19 protein-coding genes are annotated in these 14,307 nt (G+C 35.9%); 14 read left to right on the plus strand and 5 right to left on the minus strand.

From position 1 onward, the window contains the following. The first annotated feature begins 65 nt into the window (after positions 1-65). From JG738_RS03640 to flhB, 9 genes are read left to right on the plus strand one after another with little or no spacing between them, the layout of a single operon-like run. On the plus strand, positions 66-716 hold the full coding sequence (locus tag JG738_RS03640) for a flagellar hook assembly protein FlgD (RefSeq protein WP_201338416.1): 651 nt from the start codon (positions 66-68) through the stop codon (positions 714-716). Between the two features lies 1 nt (position 717). After that, positions 718-1,968 carry a flagellar hook protein FlgE gene (locus JG738_RS03645; protein WP_201338417.1) on the plus strand — a complete coding sequence of 417 codons (1,251 nt, stop codon included), beginning with the start codon at positions 718-720 and terminating at the stop codon, positions 1,966-1,968. 14 nt (positions 1,969-1,982) lie between these two features. Next, positions 1,983-2,492, plus strand: coding sequence for a flagellar basal body-associated protein FliL (gene fliL / locus JG738_RS03650; protein WP_201338418.1), 510 nt, complete (start codon positions 1,983-1,985; stop codon positions 2,490-2,492). Between the two features lie 12 nt (positions 2,493-2,504). Next, positions 2,505-2,753: a FliM/FliN family flagellar motor switch protein gene (locus JG738_RS03655; RefSeq protein WP_201338419.1), complete on the plus strand. Its 249-nt coding sequence runs from the start codon at positions 2,505-2,507 to the stop codon at positions 2,751-2,753. Then, a complete protein-coding gene (locus tag JG738_RS03660; protein ID WP_201338420.1) occupies positions 2,743-3,009 on the plus strand; it encodes a flagellar biosynthetic protein FliO in 267 nt (88 codons plus the stop codon). Before JG738_RS03655 ends, JG738_RS03660 begins: the two co-directional genes overlap by 11 nt. Then, positions 3,002-3,712 carry a flagellar type III secretion system pore protein FliP gene (fliP, locus tag JG738_RS03665; RefSeq protein WP_201338421.1) on the plus strand — a complete coding sequence of 237 codons (711 nt, stop codon included), beginning with the start codon at positions 3,002-3,004 and terminating at the stop codon, positions 3,710-3,712. Before JG738_RS03660 ends, fliP begins: the two co-directional genes overlap by 8 nt. Further along, positions 3,709-3,978, plus strand: coding sequence for a flagellar biosynthesis protein FliQ (gene fliQ, locus JG738_RS03670; protein ID WP_084275534.1), 270 nt, complete (start codon positions 3,709-3,711; stop codon positions 3,976-3,978). Before fliP ends, fliQ begins: the two co-directional genes overlap by 4 nt. Then, on the plus strand, positions 3,975-4,751 hold the full coding sequence (locus tag JG738_RS03675) for a flagellar biosynthetic protein FliR (protein WP_201338422.1): 777 nt from the start codon (positions 3,975-3,977) through the stop codon (positions 4,749-4,751). The genes fliQ and JG738_RS03675 overlap by 4 nt, the downstream gene beginning before the upstream one ends. Then, on the plus strand, positions 4,752-5,807 hold the full coding sequence (gene flhB, locus JG738_RS03680) for a flagellar biosynthesis protein FlhB (protein WP_201338423.1): 1,056 nt from the start codon (positions 4,752-4,754) through the stop codon (positions 5,805-5,807). On the opposite strand, the gene JG738_RS03685 is transcribed toward flhB, so the two are convergent. Genes JG738_RS03685 through JG738_RS03700 form a run of 4 tightly spaced genes read right to left on the minus strand, consistent with a single transcriptional unit; the run spans position 5,796 to position 9,129 of the window. Continuing rightward, positions 5,796-7,265, minus strand: coding sequence for a GGDEF domain-containing protein (locus JG738_RS03685; protein WP_201338424.1), 1,470 nt, complete (start codon positions 7,263-7,265; stop codon positions 5,796-5,798). The two genes, flhB and JG738_RS03685, sit on opposite strands and share 12 nt — an antisense overlap. Continuing rightward, complete coding sequence (locus JG738_RS03690; protein ID WP_201338425.1) at positions 7,252-7,698, minus strand: hypothetical protein; 447 nt, start codon at positions 7,696-7,698, stop codon at positions 7,252-7,254. Before JG738_RS03690 ends, JG738_RS03685 begins: the two co-directional genes overlap by 14 nt. Next, positions 7,661-8,080 carry a hypothetical protein gene (locus JG738_RS03695; RefSeq protein ID WP_201338426.1) on the minus strand — a complete coding sequence of 140 codons (420 nt, stop codon included), beginning with the start codon at positions 8,078-8,080 and terminating at the stop codon, positions 7,661-7,663. The genes JG738_RS03690 and JG738_RS03695 overlap by 38 nt, the downstream gene beginning before the upstream one ends. Continuing rightward, the gene (locus JG738_RS03700; protein ID WP_201338427.1) at positions 8,077-9,129 is read right to left on the minus strand and encodes a flagellar brake protein; all 1,053 of its coding nucleotides are present in this window, start codon (positions 9,127-9,129) and stop codon (positions 8,077-8,079) included. Before JG738_RS03700 ends, JG738_RS03695 begins: the two co-directional genes overlap by 4 nt. 116 nt (positions 9,130-9,245) lie before the next feature. Between JG738_RS03700 and JG738_RS03705 the strand changes: the two genes are divergently transcribed. The 5 genes from JG738_RS03705 to JG738_RS03725 all read left to right on the plus strand — a co-directional run bounded on the left by JG738_RS03705 (position 9,246) and on the right by JG738_RS03725 (position 13,291). Beyond that, a complete protein-coding gene (locus JG738_RS03705; RefSeq protein WP_201338428.1) occupies positions 9,246-10,883 on the plus strand; it encodes a flagellin in 1,638 nt (545 codons plus the stop codon). A gap of 66 nt (positions 10,884-10,949) precedes the next feature. Then, positions 10,950-11,312 (plus strand): flagellar protein FlaG, encoded by a 363-nt coding sequence (locus JG738_RS03710; RefSeq protein ID WP_201338429.1) that lies wholly within the window; start codon positions 10,950-10,952, stop codon positions 11,310-11,312. A gap of 9 nt (positions 11,313-11,321) precedes the next feature. Next, on the plus strand, positions 11,322-12,653 hold the full coding sequence (gene fliD / locus JG738_RS03715) for a flagellar filament capping protein FliD (protein ID WP_201338430.1): 1,332 nt from the start codon (positions 11,322-11,324) through the stop codon (positions 12,651-12,653). A 12-nt stretch (positions 12,654-12,665) separates the two neighbouring features. Then, entirely contained in the window at positions 12,666-13,028 is a 363-nt protein-coding gene (gene fliS / locus JG738_RS03720) for a flagellar export chaperone FliS (protein WP_201338431.1), read from the plus strand. Then, positions 13,025-13,291 (plus strand): hypothetical protein, encoded by a 267-nt coding sequence (locus JG738_RS03725; protein WP_201338432.1) that lies wholly within the window; start codon positions 13,025-13,027, stop codon positions 13,289-13,291. The genes fliS and JG738_RS03725 overlap by 4 nt, the downstream gene beginning before the upstream one ends. Here JG738_RS03725 and JG738_RS03730 read toward each other — a convergent pair whose 3' ends face one another. Next, entirely contained in the window at positions 13,292-14,278 is a 987-nt protein-coding gene (locus JG738_RS03730) for a flagellin (RefSeq protein ID WP_201338433.1), read from the minus strand. Between the last annotated feature and the right edge of the window lie 29 nt (positions 14,279-14,307).

Below are 14,307 nucleotides of genomic sequence, written 5' to 3' on the forward strand. Positions count from 1 at the left end.
TTTTAAAGTTTAATTAATTTTGTTTGGGTTACAATCTTTTTTAACTAGCATTATAAAGGTGATTTATGGCGACTAGCGCTATCGACACACTTCAAGGTCTTAGTGGCAAAGAGATCAAAGTCTATGATGCAAATTATGACAACTCTCAAATAGACCAAGAAGGTTTTTTGAAAGTACTGCTTACATCATTCCAGTATCAAGATCCTTTTGAAGCGCAAGATATTACAAAATTCATAGATAATACTGTGAAGCTTCGCGAGTTAGAAGTGATGAAAAATTTTGAAGATTCTGTGAATGCTCTTAATAATAATAATACACTTTTTATGAATGCTACTAATCTAATAGGAAAAAAAGTTTTATATAAGGGTGATAACACGTATGTACTAAATGGCAAGAGTGAAGTACAATTTTCTTTGAAAAAAGATGCTAACTATGCTGTAGTATATCTGAGTAATAAAGAGGGAGAGATTGTAGCCAAAAAAGAGTATAGTGATCTTAAAGCAAATGAGAAATATGTTTTCGAGGTGAATGATGAAACGATTGAAGATGGATATTATAAAGTAAGTGTGGTTGCCCAAGAGGGTGAAGAGAGGGTGGATGCGAAAGTAAAAGCTACTGCGCTTGTTATAGGAATAGAAAAAGATGGTGCAAATATCGTAGCAATTTATGATAAAGGTACCATCGATATAGCAAATATTGAGAAAATAGGAGGCTAAAATGCTCCAGTCATTTTATACAGGAAATACGGGGTTAGGGGCAAACAGGGATTGGTTATCTGTGATTTCAGATAATATTGCCAATGTAAATACGAACGGTTACAAGCAAGAGGTTGTCAATTTTAATGATTTGGTTTCAAGCTCTCTGACAACATTTTCAGCAGGTGGAGCACCAAAAAATAGAGAGATAGGTGGTGGATCTTTTGTTGGATCAACTACAAAAGATTTTAGTCAAGGGGCATTTAAAAACACCAATCAACCACTCTCGCTTGCTCTTGATGGAGAAGGTTTTTTTATGGTACGCAGTCCCAGTGCCAAAGATCTGCAATATTATACAAGAGATGGAAATTTTAGAGTAGATGCCAACGGAGATATTATCAACCAGTCTGGATATAAATTGCAAGGATGGAAACTCGATAATAATGGAAATATGGCTGGAGCTTTAGGGGATGTGAATATTCCAAACTCTTTAGCACCTCATATGACATCTCAAGTAAGTTTTGAAGAACCAACAAATCTTGATTCAAGTGTACCTGTCCCTGCCAATGCTACTTTTAAGCCTAGCGATTCTTCTAGTTATAACTATGTTAATACTATACCAGCTTACGATAGTTTAGGTAATCAGCATATTCTCTATTTCTATTTTGTCAAAAGTGGTAGTGCAAATAATACATGGGATGTTTATTCATTCCTGGATATTCCTGATGATAACAATATTCCCCCTAAACATACTTTAACATTTGATACAAATGGAAAACTAAGTGGTGGGGCAAATGAGCAACTTTCATTTACTTTGACTAATGGAGCAACATCACCTTTGACAATAGATGTTTCTTATCAAAATATAAAGCAAGTTGCCTCCGATTTTATTTTTTACTCGCAACAAGATGGTTATGGCAAGGGTGATTTGATGAACATCTCTGTTTCAGAAGATGGTGTTGTCAAAGGTTCTTATACCAATGGCCAGGTAAAAGATATTGCAAGACTAGGTGTTGCTACATTCAAAGATAAAGAGATTCTCATAAGAAAAGGAGACAACCTCTACCTCCCTAACCAAAAAACATTTACGCCGATAATAGTACCAGGAGGAGTGATTAGTAAAATACGAAGTGGTATGCTTGAGATGAGCAATGTAGATATCTCAAAAGAGTTTATCAATCTCATTACTGCGCAACGGGCATACCAAGCCAATGCAAAAACAATCACAACAAGCGATCAGATCCTCCAAACAACAATGGATATAAAACGCTAAAATAAAGGTATTTGATGGCTGAAGAGACAAAGGAGCAGCAAGAGGAGAAGAAAGGCGGTAAAAAAAAGCTCATTCTTATCCTCCTTATACTGCTTATACTCTTAGGAGGTGGAGGAGCAGCTGCTTATAAATTTTTGGTGCTTGATAAGAAAAAAGAGGAGCAAAAAGAGAAAAAGGCCGAAAAAGTTGTTGAAGAGATTAAAAATGTAGAAGACCTTGGTGTACAGTTTGATGTAGGTACATTTATTGTAAATCTCCAAGATAAAGATGCTGACAGATACCTTAAAATTAGCATTGTACTCGATGTACAAGATGAAAAAATCAAAGCAGAGCTTGATAAGAGACTTCCACAGGTAAAAGATGCAATTACGACACTGCTTTTTACAAAAAGTTCAAGTGAACTAAGAACCGCAGAAGGAATAGAGGAGCTTAAAGAGGAGATTTTAAAGCGAGTTAATGCCATTTTACCTATTGGTGGTGTGAAAAATGTCTATTTTACTGACTTTGTCATTCAAACAGCATAATGGGTTATAATCATGGAAAATCCACAAAATCCAGGATTAGAGTTTTTACAAGATATCAATCTCAAGCTTAGTATAAATGTGGGTAGTGTAGAGAAGCTGCTCGTAGAGATACTTGCTCTCAAAGAGGGTGATGTGATAGAGCTTGATAAGAGTGTAGAAGAGTATGTGACAGTCACTCTCAACGATGCCCCCTTTGCTATTGGGGAGATTGTTATTGCAAATGAAAAATATGGCGTGAGGATAGTTGATCTTGCAGGATAGCTATGCGATAATCAAATTTCTTGCTACTTTTTCTCTTATAATAGTTTTTCTCTATGCGCTCTACTACTATTTTAATAATAACTTTCCAAAACTCTCCAGGCAAAACAGAGAGATCAAAATCAAAGAGACCAAAATTCTTGGAAGAAACAGATATATCTATTTAGTAGAGATTAAAGATGATATTATATTGCTTGCCTCTGATGAAAATGGCATAAGAGTATTGAAAGAGTGGAAGAAAGAGAGGGAAAGTGTATAGACTATTTGGAATATTTGCTTTTTTAACATTACCTCTCTTTGCTGCAGGTGTTGTGGAAGAAACTGTTGCACAGCTTAAAAATCTTGACATTTCTCTTAAGATCCTCTTTCTTATAACTATCCTCAGTCTCGCACCAGCAATTTTGATTACTGTTACCTCTTTTACACGTATTGTTATTGTACTCTCTTTGCTTCGTCATGCACTAGGTATCCCCCAGTCTCCGCCAAATCAAGTAATTATTGCATTGGCTCTCTTTTTGACATTTTTTATTATGAAACCTGTATTTATCGATATCAATACACAAGCAATTGAACCTTATATGCAAAAAAAAATTGATGATAAAACTGCACTAGATCTGGCAATTAAACCAGTAAAAAAATTTCTGCTGCAAAACACCCAAAAAAAAGATATTCAACTCTTTTTAAATATTACAAAAGAGCGGGTAACAAAGCCAGAAGATATTTCGCTTACTACCCTTATTCCTGCATTTTTAGTCAGTGAGATAAAAATCGCTTTTGAGGTTGCTTTTGTAATATTTTTACCATTTTTGGTAATAGATCTCTTGGTAGCAAGTATCTTGATGTCTATGGGGATGATGATGATACCTCCTATGATGATATCACTCCCTTTTAAGTTAATTTTGTTTATACTCTCTGATGGATGGGAACTTTTGATTAAAGCTTTAATAGAGAGTTACAAATGAATCTAGATCAAGTAATAACACTCATTGAGCAGATGCTCAAAACCTCTTTAATTGTTGGGGGACCTGTTCTTCTTACAGCATTTGGGGTGGGGATGTTGGTAAGTATTTTTCAAGCAGCCACACAGATCCAAGAGATGACACTTACATTCATTCCAAAAATTGTAGCAACTGTTATTGCTTTAATAGTGTTTGGTTCATGGATGTTTGTAGAGCTTACCGACTATTTTCGATCTATTTTTGAATCAATCCACACACTGATACAATGACACCTCTTGTCACTGTACATGATGCCATTGCGATATCACTTGTTTTTACGCGTGTTATAGCCATATTTTTGAGTTTTCCATTTTTCAATACTACAATGATCCCAACAAATGTCAAAATTTTATTAGTGGTGAGTCTTTCATTTTTTATAGTCAAAAATATCTCATTTACGTTCTCTTTGGAAGATATCACACTCTACAAAATCTTACTCATGATTCTTTTAGAGCTGCTCATAGGATTTGGTATAGGACTTTTAGTCAATTTTTTTGTATCGGCATTTTCCTATGCAGCAGAAATAATAAGCTATTTTATGGGACTAACAGTTGTTAATATGTTTGATCCAACTTATGGGCAAATTTCAGTATTGAGTAAACTCTTTTTGATGCTTTTTTATATAATTTTTTTTGCTTCTGGTGCTTATGGGTATTTTGTTTCGGCGCTTTTTATGAGTTTTTCATATATTCCATTGGGCATGATGCATATCCAGGGAGGATTTTGGCAATTTATCATACAAAATAGTTTTACAATTTTTGTTTTGGCTTTTAAACTAGCTTTTCCTTTTGCACTTATCCTCTATCTCGTTAATCTTGCTTTAGCTCTTGTGAATCGTCTCATACCCCAAATCAATGTTTTTATTGTGGGATTGCCTTTGCAGATATTTATAGGTCTTGCAGCTTTGGCGTTAGGAGCTTCTGTGATTGTCTTTACTGGAGAGCAGTATCTCAAAGATCTCATTCACAATATAATATATCTTATAAAAAGTTCAGGAAAATAGATGGCCAAAGATCCAGATAAAACCGAAAAGGCCACCCCCCGGAGGCGTGAGAAGGCGCGCGAAGAGGGGCAGGTGGCCAAGAGTATGGATATTGCTATTAGCGCCTCTTTAATAACAGTTTTTTTGACACTGCTTTTTTATATACCTTTTGCCTTTGAGAGACTCTATAAAATTTTTATCCATTTTTTCTCTGATCCATTGCACAATATCCCAGAATATAATTACGCTATTATTTATGAGATAGTAAAAGATCTTGCTATTTTACTTCTCCCTATTTTTGGTTTGCTTCTTATTATAGGCATATTTTCCAATATTGCGCAGTTTGGTTTTTTGTTTACTTTCAAACCTCTCATTCCAAAATTAGAAAAAATTGACCCTATCTCTGGCCTTAAAAGGATCTTCTCTCTCAAGACACTTTTTGAACTGTTTAAAAATCTCTTAAAACTCATAGTGGCTACAGTTGTTTCATACTACTTAGTAAGTTACTTACTTGAAGGGGTATTGCGGTTAGCTGCAACAGGAATCTATGATGATGCATATTTGATGATGAAATATACACTTATAATGATTTTGGGATTTGCGCTTCTTTCAATTCCTGTGAGTGTTATTGACTTTTTCTTTCGTAAGTACGAGTTTGAAGAGAATATTAAAATGAGTAAACAAGAGATAAAAGAGGAGCAAAAACTCTATGAAGGAAATCCACAAATAAAATCTGCCATTAGAAAGAAAATGCGTGAGATGAGCCTAACACGAATGATGGCTGAAGTTGCAAAAGCAGATGTAGTCATTACCAACCCAGAGCACTATGCCGTTGCCTTGAAATATGAAAGAGGCAAAATGCAAGCACCCAAAGTAGTGGCAAAGGGTGTAGATAGAATTGCCCTGCGCATAAAAGAAGAGGCAAGGCTTCACAATGTACCAATTGAAGAGAATCCTCCTTTAGCAAGAGCTCTTTATCAAGCGTGTGATATAGGAGATTTTGTACCAGAGAGTCTCTATCAAGCGATTGCTAAAATATTTGCTAAAATCTATAAAAAGCAGGGACTACACAGCTAGAGTAACTCTATTGCGCCCCTCTTTTTTGGATAGATACAAGGCATTATCAGCCCGTTTAATCGCTGCATCAATATTATCTTCATTTTCAGGATCAAATTGCGTCACACCCAGACTAATCGTCACTTTGCCAACTTCTTCAAATGAATGATTTTCTACAAGTTTACGAATCTTTTCTGCAAGTTTCATAGCATTTTTTATATCTGTCTCTGGAGCTAATATAATAAACTCCTCTCCACCCCAGCGAAAAGCGTAATCGTATCTTCGAATATTTTTGCGAATAATTTGTGAGATCTCTTTGAGTACCAGATCACCTATATCATGTCCATATGTATCGTTGATAAGTTTAAATTTGTCTATATCAAACATTATAATTGCAAAAGGCCTTTTGTGCCTTTTTGCTCTTTGGATCTCTTGCTCTGCAATAGAATAGAATTTGTAACGATTATAAAGCTTGGTAAGCTTATCTGTCACAGCCATCATCTCAAAGCGAGTTCTCGTCTCAAGTACGTAGTAAATGAATAGGAGTACTATTGCTATAATGATATTGCTGAGGATGACATTTTGCCAAAAGATCGTCTCGAAAATTGCTGCATTGGAGTCTGGTTTATATGATATGAGATATCCTATATGCTCTTTTCCTTTTATGGCAAGAAATGAGACTGTGTAATATGTGTCATCTATTTTTGTCAAAATAGCAAAATTTTTTCTTTTGGCTAAAGAGGAAGCGATTTTCTCTTTTATTGTACTATTAATGCGATGGATGAGCTCTTTTTGCCTACTATTTTGTAGCGACTTAGAGCTTTGTTCATAGTAAAAATCTTTGTGAAGATCGCTTTGGACAAAGAGGTAGTTGCCGTAGCTAAAGACCTTTTTATTGATAAGTGTACCATTTATGATATATTCATAATAACCTTTGAAAAGTTTTGCAAGTCTATTTTTGAATACATTGTAACTGATAGCTGCTTTATAGATTCCTACCATATTGCGTTGAAAATAGAATGGTTTTTTAAATTCAATGACCAGCTCATTTGTTGTCTCTTTTTTTTCGAAAAGTTTACTCTTTTTTCTCTTTATTGGTGCTATTTTATGCATACTCGCTACAATATTGCCAGAAGGATCATAGATAGTGAGATAGTTTATCTCATATTTTTGCAATAATCTAAATTTTTGACTCAAGACCTTTTCTATCTCTTTTCCTACTTTTGAATCTTTTTGCCACGACACAAGGAGCTGGAGAAATTTTGTATTGTGACTCAACTCATCATAAAAGAAGTTTGCAAGCATACGATAAGCATACTTAGTAGCTTGGTATTCAGAGTAGAGTTTTTCTATCTGTTGTGCAAGGTAGAGTTTTGTGCGTTCTCTTTTGTCAATACTAAAATAGTAGGTGGCAATGGCACTGAGTGTAACATACACTATAAGAAAAAAGAGGATACGTATGAAGCTATTTTTTTTCATGTTTCTTGAGTTGGGTGAGGATTTTGACTATTTTACTTAGTGACTCTGGAGCTACATAATTGAGTGCTTCGCCTGCTTTTCTTGAGTTCATATTATAAAGAATATATGCTGCAATTTTTGGATCTTCTATTTTTGAGAGTTTCTCTCCAGCATATTCTGGATCCATACCTTCAAAATCTTTTGCAAGCTTTTTGAACCTTTGAGACTCTATCTGGGCAATCTGCTTTTCTATAGTAGCATTGAGATCTTGGAGTGCCTTCTTTTGCGCTTTTATCTCTTGGAGCAGTTTTTTATTTTTGGCAATCTTTGCTTCTACAACAGTTTTAAGCTCTTGGAGCTTTTTGAGTTCTTTGGATATCTCTTTGCATTCATTAGCAAACAGCAAGCTGCTGATACTAACTATGAAAAAGAGTTTTACGTAAATGGCTCTCATCTGCTAACCTGTTTTCCTCTTGCATTTTTTTATGTTGTGCTTTGATGCGCTGTTTTTGTAGCATCTTTTCTAAAGCCTTTTTTTGGCTAAAAATCTCTTTAAGTTCTATTTTTATCTCTTCAATCTCTTCTTCTAATGCTCTCTTTTGCTGGTTAAGTTGTGTGATCTCTTTTTTGAGCTCTTTTTGTAAAGCTTTTGCATTATGTAAAGAAAAGAGAGATTCATACTCTTGTGAGTCTAGTAAATCTATCTTACTCTTTTTTTGATCTATTTTTTCTTGGAGATCTTCTATCTTTTTTTGCAGATTTGCTATTACAAATCTTTTCTTATCGATAAGAATGCTTTTTTGTTTTATAAAAAACTTGAAGCTCTTCTCTTTCATTGGCGTTTTCTTTTGAGTTGGGCATGTTTGAGCTGCTCTTTGAGCACAAATTCTAAAATCTGCTCTTTTATCTCTTTGTCAACATTATCGAAGAGGGTACGAAAGCAGATACTTTTCGGTCTTCTATCGATTTCGAGCACTTTGGAGCTTAGGTTATATGTATGTTTGTCGAGATTAAAAATAAGCTCTATATTATCACCAAACTTTACCTTTTTTAATATATCATTATCATTTTTTGCACAAAACTTTGCCCCTCCCGCACTAATATCGACAAACCTCCCTTCAAAAACGTTTTGTTCATCATTGGTATAGATAATGAAATTGAGAGGAATATCTATTTTTATGCGAGGAGTTTCCCGACGTTGCGTTCTACTTAGTTCAAATGTATGAGGAATCTTAATAATTGTTTTACCAGACTCTTTGAGGATTTCCGCTATTGGTTGCTCAAAACTATAAATCCCATCATCTTGACGGATAAAGACTATTTTAACATACTCTCCCGGGTGTGTAGAGAGCGGAAGGTCGCCATCGATTACGAGCCAATACATATATTTTTCATCTTTATCGTAGAGTGCGACATCGAGGGCTTTATTGTTTGATAGAATCATACGCCCATTTTGAAATACTTCAATATCTTTTGTTGTGATAAGAGGAATATAGGGGCTTACTACTTCAAAATCGAGTTTTTTTCTCAGACTCCTAACAAGCTCCTCATCTGGATGGGGATCTGTTTTTATATAGAGATCCATTACCTTTTCAAAAGGCGCTTTAAATTCCAATACAAGCATGGGATCGCGCTCCATCTTATGGGCATATTTCCAAAGAGTCTCTTTTTCGCGCTCATTTAGTTCACGTTCTTTGGCATATATATCAAAATAGTGCTGGATGTTTTTCTCTTTGAGTCTCTTTTGCAAAATTGTACCAATGATAAAAAAGAGAACTATTGCCAAAAAAAAGAGCACCACTATAAGTATTGTAGTAGTCTCATCTCCATGCCAATACTGCGTAGCAAGCTTGAGCGTATCAAAACGCGAGAGATTTTCTTGCACAAAGAACCTTTTTGTTTTTTTTAATTATAGTCAAAATGGAATAAATTTGTCCAAAAACTAAAAAAATCCATTTTCATGCCAATAATATGAGAGTAAAAAAAACCAAGGAGACAAAAATGGCACTCAGAGTAAACTACAACTACCAGGCGGACTTCGGACATGTAAATATGCTCAAAAATGAGCAAAAGCTCAATACGTCATTAGAGAGACTCGAGTCTGGCCTTCGCATCAACAGTGCAAAAGATGATGCAGCAGGTCTTTTTATCGCAGATCAGCTCAACCTCGTAGCAAAAGCATTAGAACAAGGCTCAAGAAATGCCAATGACGGTATCAGTGCAGCGCAGATTGCTGAATCGACTCTTGGTCAGATTTATGATAAATTGACTACAATGTATACCAAAGCTTCTCAGGCAGCCAACGATACCAATGATGCAAATGCGAGAAATGCGTTGCAACAGGATATCCTTAAGCTTGCAGATGCAATTCAAAAAATCTCTGAGACTACAGAATTCAACGGTCAAAAGCTTTTGACAGGATCTTTTGTAGGCAAAACAATCCATTTTGGACCAAGAGCAGAGCAGACTCTGTCAATGTCTATCCAAAGTTCACAAACAAGACATATTGGTGGACTTGCAGAAGTACAGGGTACATTTATAACAGGTGATGCAAATGCATTTTCTAATAGCGCACCTGGTACTGTAGGATCTGGAGATTCCATTGAGATAAATGGTACGGATATCATGTCCTGGTATAGAACCGAATATGGTACAGAAGCAGATGCATATAATTTCGCACAAGTTGTTAATAAATATATCGATGGTGTAGAAGCTGTTGCTACCAATAAAATTACTGGATCTGCATTTAATGGAACCAATTTTTTTGAAGGAACTGGACTTAGTGGTACAACTTCCGGAACTGTAGAGGAAAGTGTAGACGTAACTCTTGATTTGGCGATTACAGGATCAAAAGGTTCTCAAACTGTCTCTATTTCTAAAACTCTTACGGATGAAGATCCAAATGCAGATTTAACGATCGACGAAGTGATCAATGCAATCAATACTGCTACAGAAAAGACCGGAGTTGTAGCGAAAAATGATAATGGAAAAATTGTTTTAGAAGATATCAATGGTGGAAATATCAAAATTAAAGCAAGTGGTAAGTTACAAAATACAGCTGGGTACACTAATAGTGGCGACGAATCTGCCAAAATACATATAGAGCAGCTTGGACTTGGCATAAAAAAAGATACAAGTAACAATGAATTGACTGTCGATGCTTCTACAACAGATGAAAGTATTGATTGGCATCATGGAGGTATTGTTCAACTTCTTGCAGATGATGCCTTTACTTTTAAAGGAAGCAGTTCATCTATTTTGACTGCGTTTGGCTTAGATAGTGCATATACAACTGAGACTACAATCAATCCTGATACTACAAAATATAATCTTGATAAAATAGATGTCACCACACAAAAAGGTGCAGAAACTGCAATGAAAATTTTAAATTCTGCAATCAAAACGGTCGATAAACTTCGATCTTCACTTGGTTCAATTCAACAAAACTTGCAAACCATCATCGATAACAATGACTTTTCTGCAACGCAAACAAGAGAAGCAGAAAGCCGCATCCGCAATGTTGACTTTGCTAAAGAGATGGCAGAGTTTACAAAACAGCAAACTCTCATGCAGTCTGGCATCTCTATGCTTGCACAGGCAAAACAGCTGCCACAAATGGTATTGCAACTGCTTCGATAAGGGAACATCCCTTATCGATTCTTTAACTAAGCCTGGAGGTTTAGTTAAGGAATCAAGGAGTTAGTCATGGATGTAAAAGCGATTCAATCTACACAGGCTGCAATAGATATGCATACTGCAAATACTTATAATAAAAATAACACTATTTCTGAAAACGAGCAAAAAAAACAAGATGAGATCTTCCAAAAACTCAGCCCTTCTGCTCAACATGCTATAATACAAAAGAGTATAGATGCATTCAATGAAAAGATGAAGATGATGGACTCACAGCTGCGCATAGAGTTTGATAAAGATACAGGCATCAAGGTAGTCAAGATAGTAGACGAAAAAACAAAAGAGGTGATTCGTCAAATCCCTGACGAGGCGATGCTCAAAATTGCCAAGTATATCGATGAGTTGACGGGGCTTTTGTTTGAAAAACATATATAAAGGAACACAATGGCCGGTGAGATAAATTTTTCAGGGCTGAGTAACACCGGATTTGACTATGATGCTTATCTTAGCAAATTAGCTGAGCTTAAATCTATCAGTATACAAAATATCCAGGCACAACAAACAAAAATAGTTAGTAAGCAAACAAGTATAGTAAGTATCAAAAGTGCATTGAGCTCCCTTTCTTCTCCTTTGCAAAAATTGCAACAAGATGATACGTACCAAAATCTTGAAGCAAGTCTCAGTAATAGTAAAATTGCCAGTGTAAGTGTGGATGCAAGTAGCGCACAAACTGGCGAATATGAACTTGAGGTAGTGCAAAAAGCTAGAGCGAACTCTTATGTCGTCTCTTGGTCGCAAGATATCGATGATGCGAGTAAGACGCTTGGTGCTAATGGTCAGCTTAGCATCGAATACAAAAAAGATGGGCAAGATCAGAGCCTCACTATCGATTATAGCGACAAATCTCTCAATGACATCGTTGCACAAATCAACCAAAGCGAGGATCTTAAAGCCACAATAGTCAATACCGGCTCAAATACCAATCCTTCTTATAAACTTCTAATAACTGCGAAAAACACAGGGCTCGATAACGCAATCACAGGAGTGAGCGATAGTGATGGAGATGATACTGTAGGGTTTGATACGAGAAGCTCAGTTACCTATGAGACGCTTCAGGCACAAGATGCGCAAATCAAACTCAATGGAATGCTTTTTACTAGTGTTACGGATAGATTTGAAAATATTTTGAGTGGGGTAACGATTGAGGCAAAGGAAGCTGGAGAGAGCTCGCTCACAATCAAGAAAAACTACAATGATATAGAGAGCTCTTTGAAAAAGATCCTTGATACTTACAACACCTTAAAAGATACAATTACCAAAGAGACTGGTAAGTCTGGGGCTTTAAAGGGTGAGACGAGTCTTTTTAGTATCACAAGAGGGTTCTTTGGGCAAATATCCGAGCTTGCACGATATGGGTTTATCCAAAGTCCTGGTGATGGCGAGACAGCCAAAGGAAAACTGGAGCTTGACAGAGAAAAACTTGAAGATTTTTTGCAAAACAATGCAAATGCAGCCAAAATCATCAAAGATTTTGCCCGTAACACAGAAAACTTTGTTAGCACTTATACTGACAACCTTACCGATATGAATAACCGATACACCCAGCAAGTAGATAGATTGCAAAAAGAGATGGAGATAAAATCAAATAGGATCCATGAAGAGCTGAGTGCAATGCGCAAGAGGTTTATTAAAGTTAATGCTTACCTTTCTCAGCTCAAGTCTCTCCAGACTTCCATTGAAAACTTTGCAAAATCTTTCACACAAAATAACCAATAGAAGGAATACTCCATGCAAAACCCCTATGAAGTCTACTTGAAAAATCAAGATACAGTCAACTCCCAAGAGGAGTTGCTTCTTAAAACCTTTGAAAATATCTTAGCTAAACTCGACTTTGTCAAGATGGCAATTGAAGAGCAGCAGATTGAAGTAAAAGCGAGGGAAATTGGCAAACTTATTGATGTTTTAGAAATTATGAGAAATTCTCTCGATTTTGAACATGGCAGGGAAGTTGCAAAGAATCTCGATGCTATTTACGCTTTTTGTATCGATGAGCTGATAAAAGCAAACGCTACAAATGATCATGCATATATACAAAATGTCAAAGAGATCCTTTTACCAATAAAAGAGGGGTTTGAGCAGGTAGCAAAATGAGCGATAAACTCCTACGTACACTCAAAAAACATAAAAAAGATTTGCAAGAGGGTGCTTCTATTGATGGACTGATAGAAGAGATTGCACTTTTGCAAAAAGAAATCGAAAAATGTTCTGACAATGAACTTCAAAGTGTTAGAGAGTTAATTGAAGAGATAGTCAAACTTGTTGAGCAAGAAAAAAAAGAGATACTGCAATATATAGAAATAGAAGAGAAAAAAGAGAAAACTCTTGCAAGTTATGCGAAGAGTTTTCGTTGTTAATTACGCTGCAAAATATTTAAGCAAAGAGAGATCTTTGTTTTGATTAAAGACTGCAGTGGAGGCTTCGTAGGCAACTTTTGATTGCTCAAGTTTTGTTATTACTTCTGCTATATCTGTATCTTCAAGTGATGATATCATCTCATTGTATGAAGTTTTGAAGGTATTGTACTGCTCTTCAAATTTATCCATTGTTTTGAGCTGGTTTCCAATTTTTGCTCTTGTGCTATCGATTTTTTTCATCTCTTCATCAAAATCGTTTAGGATAGATTCATCTATCTGTGTGAGATCACCATTTTGTATAGCAGAATGAATATCATCTATAAGTTTTACAATTTTTAGCTGCTTGAGTTGATTCCCGTTACTATCAACGATAGGATTATTGTTCTCATCCACAAGAGGAACTAGTGTGCCTAACGCTTCAGCACCGTTGAATGTAGCATCTACCTCATAACCATCTCCGTACCCTTTGGATATAGGTACTTTTTGCACCTCTTCATTCCCTCCATAGATGCCATCATAGGTTTTACCATTTGTAGCTTGGACGCTTTCAAAAGCTTTGCTATCGCTCTTGGTACCTGCAAAGAGGTGTACATCACCATACTGGGTATTTGCCTGTTCAATGATATACTTTTTGAGCCCTTGGAGATAGTCATCGACAATTTGCGCATCTTCGAAATCAAGCACACCATGATTGAGGAGTCTTACGATCTCTACTCTTGCATCTTGCGCTGTTTCATAGATATTGCTAATAGCATTTTCTGCAGTCTCTTGTCTATTGCGCACATCAGTGATATTGTTTAAGAAATTATCAATCTCCTTATTTGTTTGGCGCATCTTCAAAGATTTTGCAATAGCGACCATATCTTCAGATGGTGAGAGAATGCGTTTGCCTGAAGTGAGCTGATCGGTATATTTTGCTATCTCTTTTTGTTTCGTTTTAATCTGTTGGAGAAATGTATTGTATGATTGTATATTGCTGATTCTCATCTCATCCTCTCTTTATAGCTTCTTTTGCC

It is taken from the genome of Nitratiruptor sp. YY08-26 (genome assembly GCF_016593215.1).
GTDB classification, from domain to species: domain Bacteria; phylum Campylobacterota; class Campylobacteria; order Campylobacterales; family Nitratiruptoraceae; genus Nitratiruptor; species Nitratiruptor tergarcus.

Bases quoted from the DNA above. Each gene is read 5' to 3' on its own strand.
- JG738_RS03685 (WP_201338424.1), bottom strand. From the start codon at position 7,265: ATGAAAAAAAATAGCTTCATACGTATCCTCTTTTTTCTTATAGTGTAT.
- flhB (WP_201338423.1), top strand. From the start codon at position 4,752: ATGGCCAAAGATCCAGATAAAACCGAAAAGGCCACCCCCCGGAGGCGT.
- JG738_RS03730 (WP_201338433.1), bottom strand. From the start codon at position 14,278: ATGAGAATCAGCAATATACAATCATACAATACATTTCTCCAACAGATT.
- fliQ (WP_084275534.1), top strand. From the start codon at position 3,709: ATGAATCTAGATCAAGTAATAACACTCATTGAGCAGATGCTCAAAACC.
- fliS (WP_201338431.1), top strand. From the start codon at position 12,666: ATGCAAAACCCCTATGAAGTCTACTTGAAAAATCAAGATACAGTCAAC.
- fliD (WP_201338430.1), top strand. From the start codon at position 11,322: ATGGCCGGTGAGATAAATTTTTCAGGGCTGAGTAACACCGGATTTGAC.
- fliL (WP_201338418.1), top strand. From the start codon at position 1,983: ATGGCTGAAGAGACAAAGGAGCAGCAAGAGGAGAAGAAAGGCGGTAAA.
- JG738_RS03695 (WP_201338426.1), bottom strand. From the start codon at position 8,080: ATGAAAGAGAAGAGCTTCAAGTTTTTTATAAAACAAAAAAGCATTCTT.
- JG738_RS03690 (WP_201338425.1), bottom strand. From the start codon at position 7,698: ATGAGAGCCATTTACGTAAAACTCTTTTTCATAGTTAGTATCAGCAGC.
- JG738_RS03725 (WP_201338432.1), top strand. From the start codon at position 13,025: ATGAGCGATAAACTCCTACGTACACTCAAAAAACATAAAAAAGATTTG.
- JG738_RS03705 (WP_201338428.1), top strand. From the start codon at position 9,246: ATGGCACTCAGAGTAAACTACAACTACCAGGCGGACTTCGGACATGTA.
- JG738_RS03710 (WP_201338429.1), top strand. From the start codon at position 10,950: ATGGATGTAAAAGCGATTCAATCTACACAGGCTGCAATAGATATGCAT.
- JG738_RS03655 (WP_201338419.1), top strand. From the start codon at position 2,505: ATGGAAAATCCACAAAATCCAGGATTAGAGTTTTTACAAGATATCAAT.
- JG738_RS03640 (WP_201338416.1), top strand. From the start codon at position 66: ATGGCGACTAGCGCTATCGACACACTTCAAGGTCTTAGTGGCAAAGAG.
- JG738_RS03675 (WP_201338422.1), top strand. From the start codon at position 3,975: ATGACACCTCTTGTCACTGTACATGATGCCATTGCGATATCACTTGTT.
- JG738_RS03645 (WP_201338417.1), top strand. From the start codon at position 718: ATGCTCCAGTCATTTTATACAGGAAATACGGGGTTAGGGGCAAACAGG.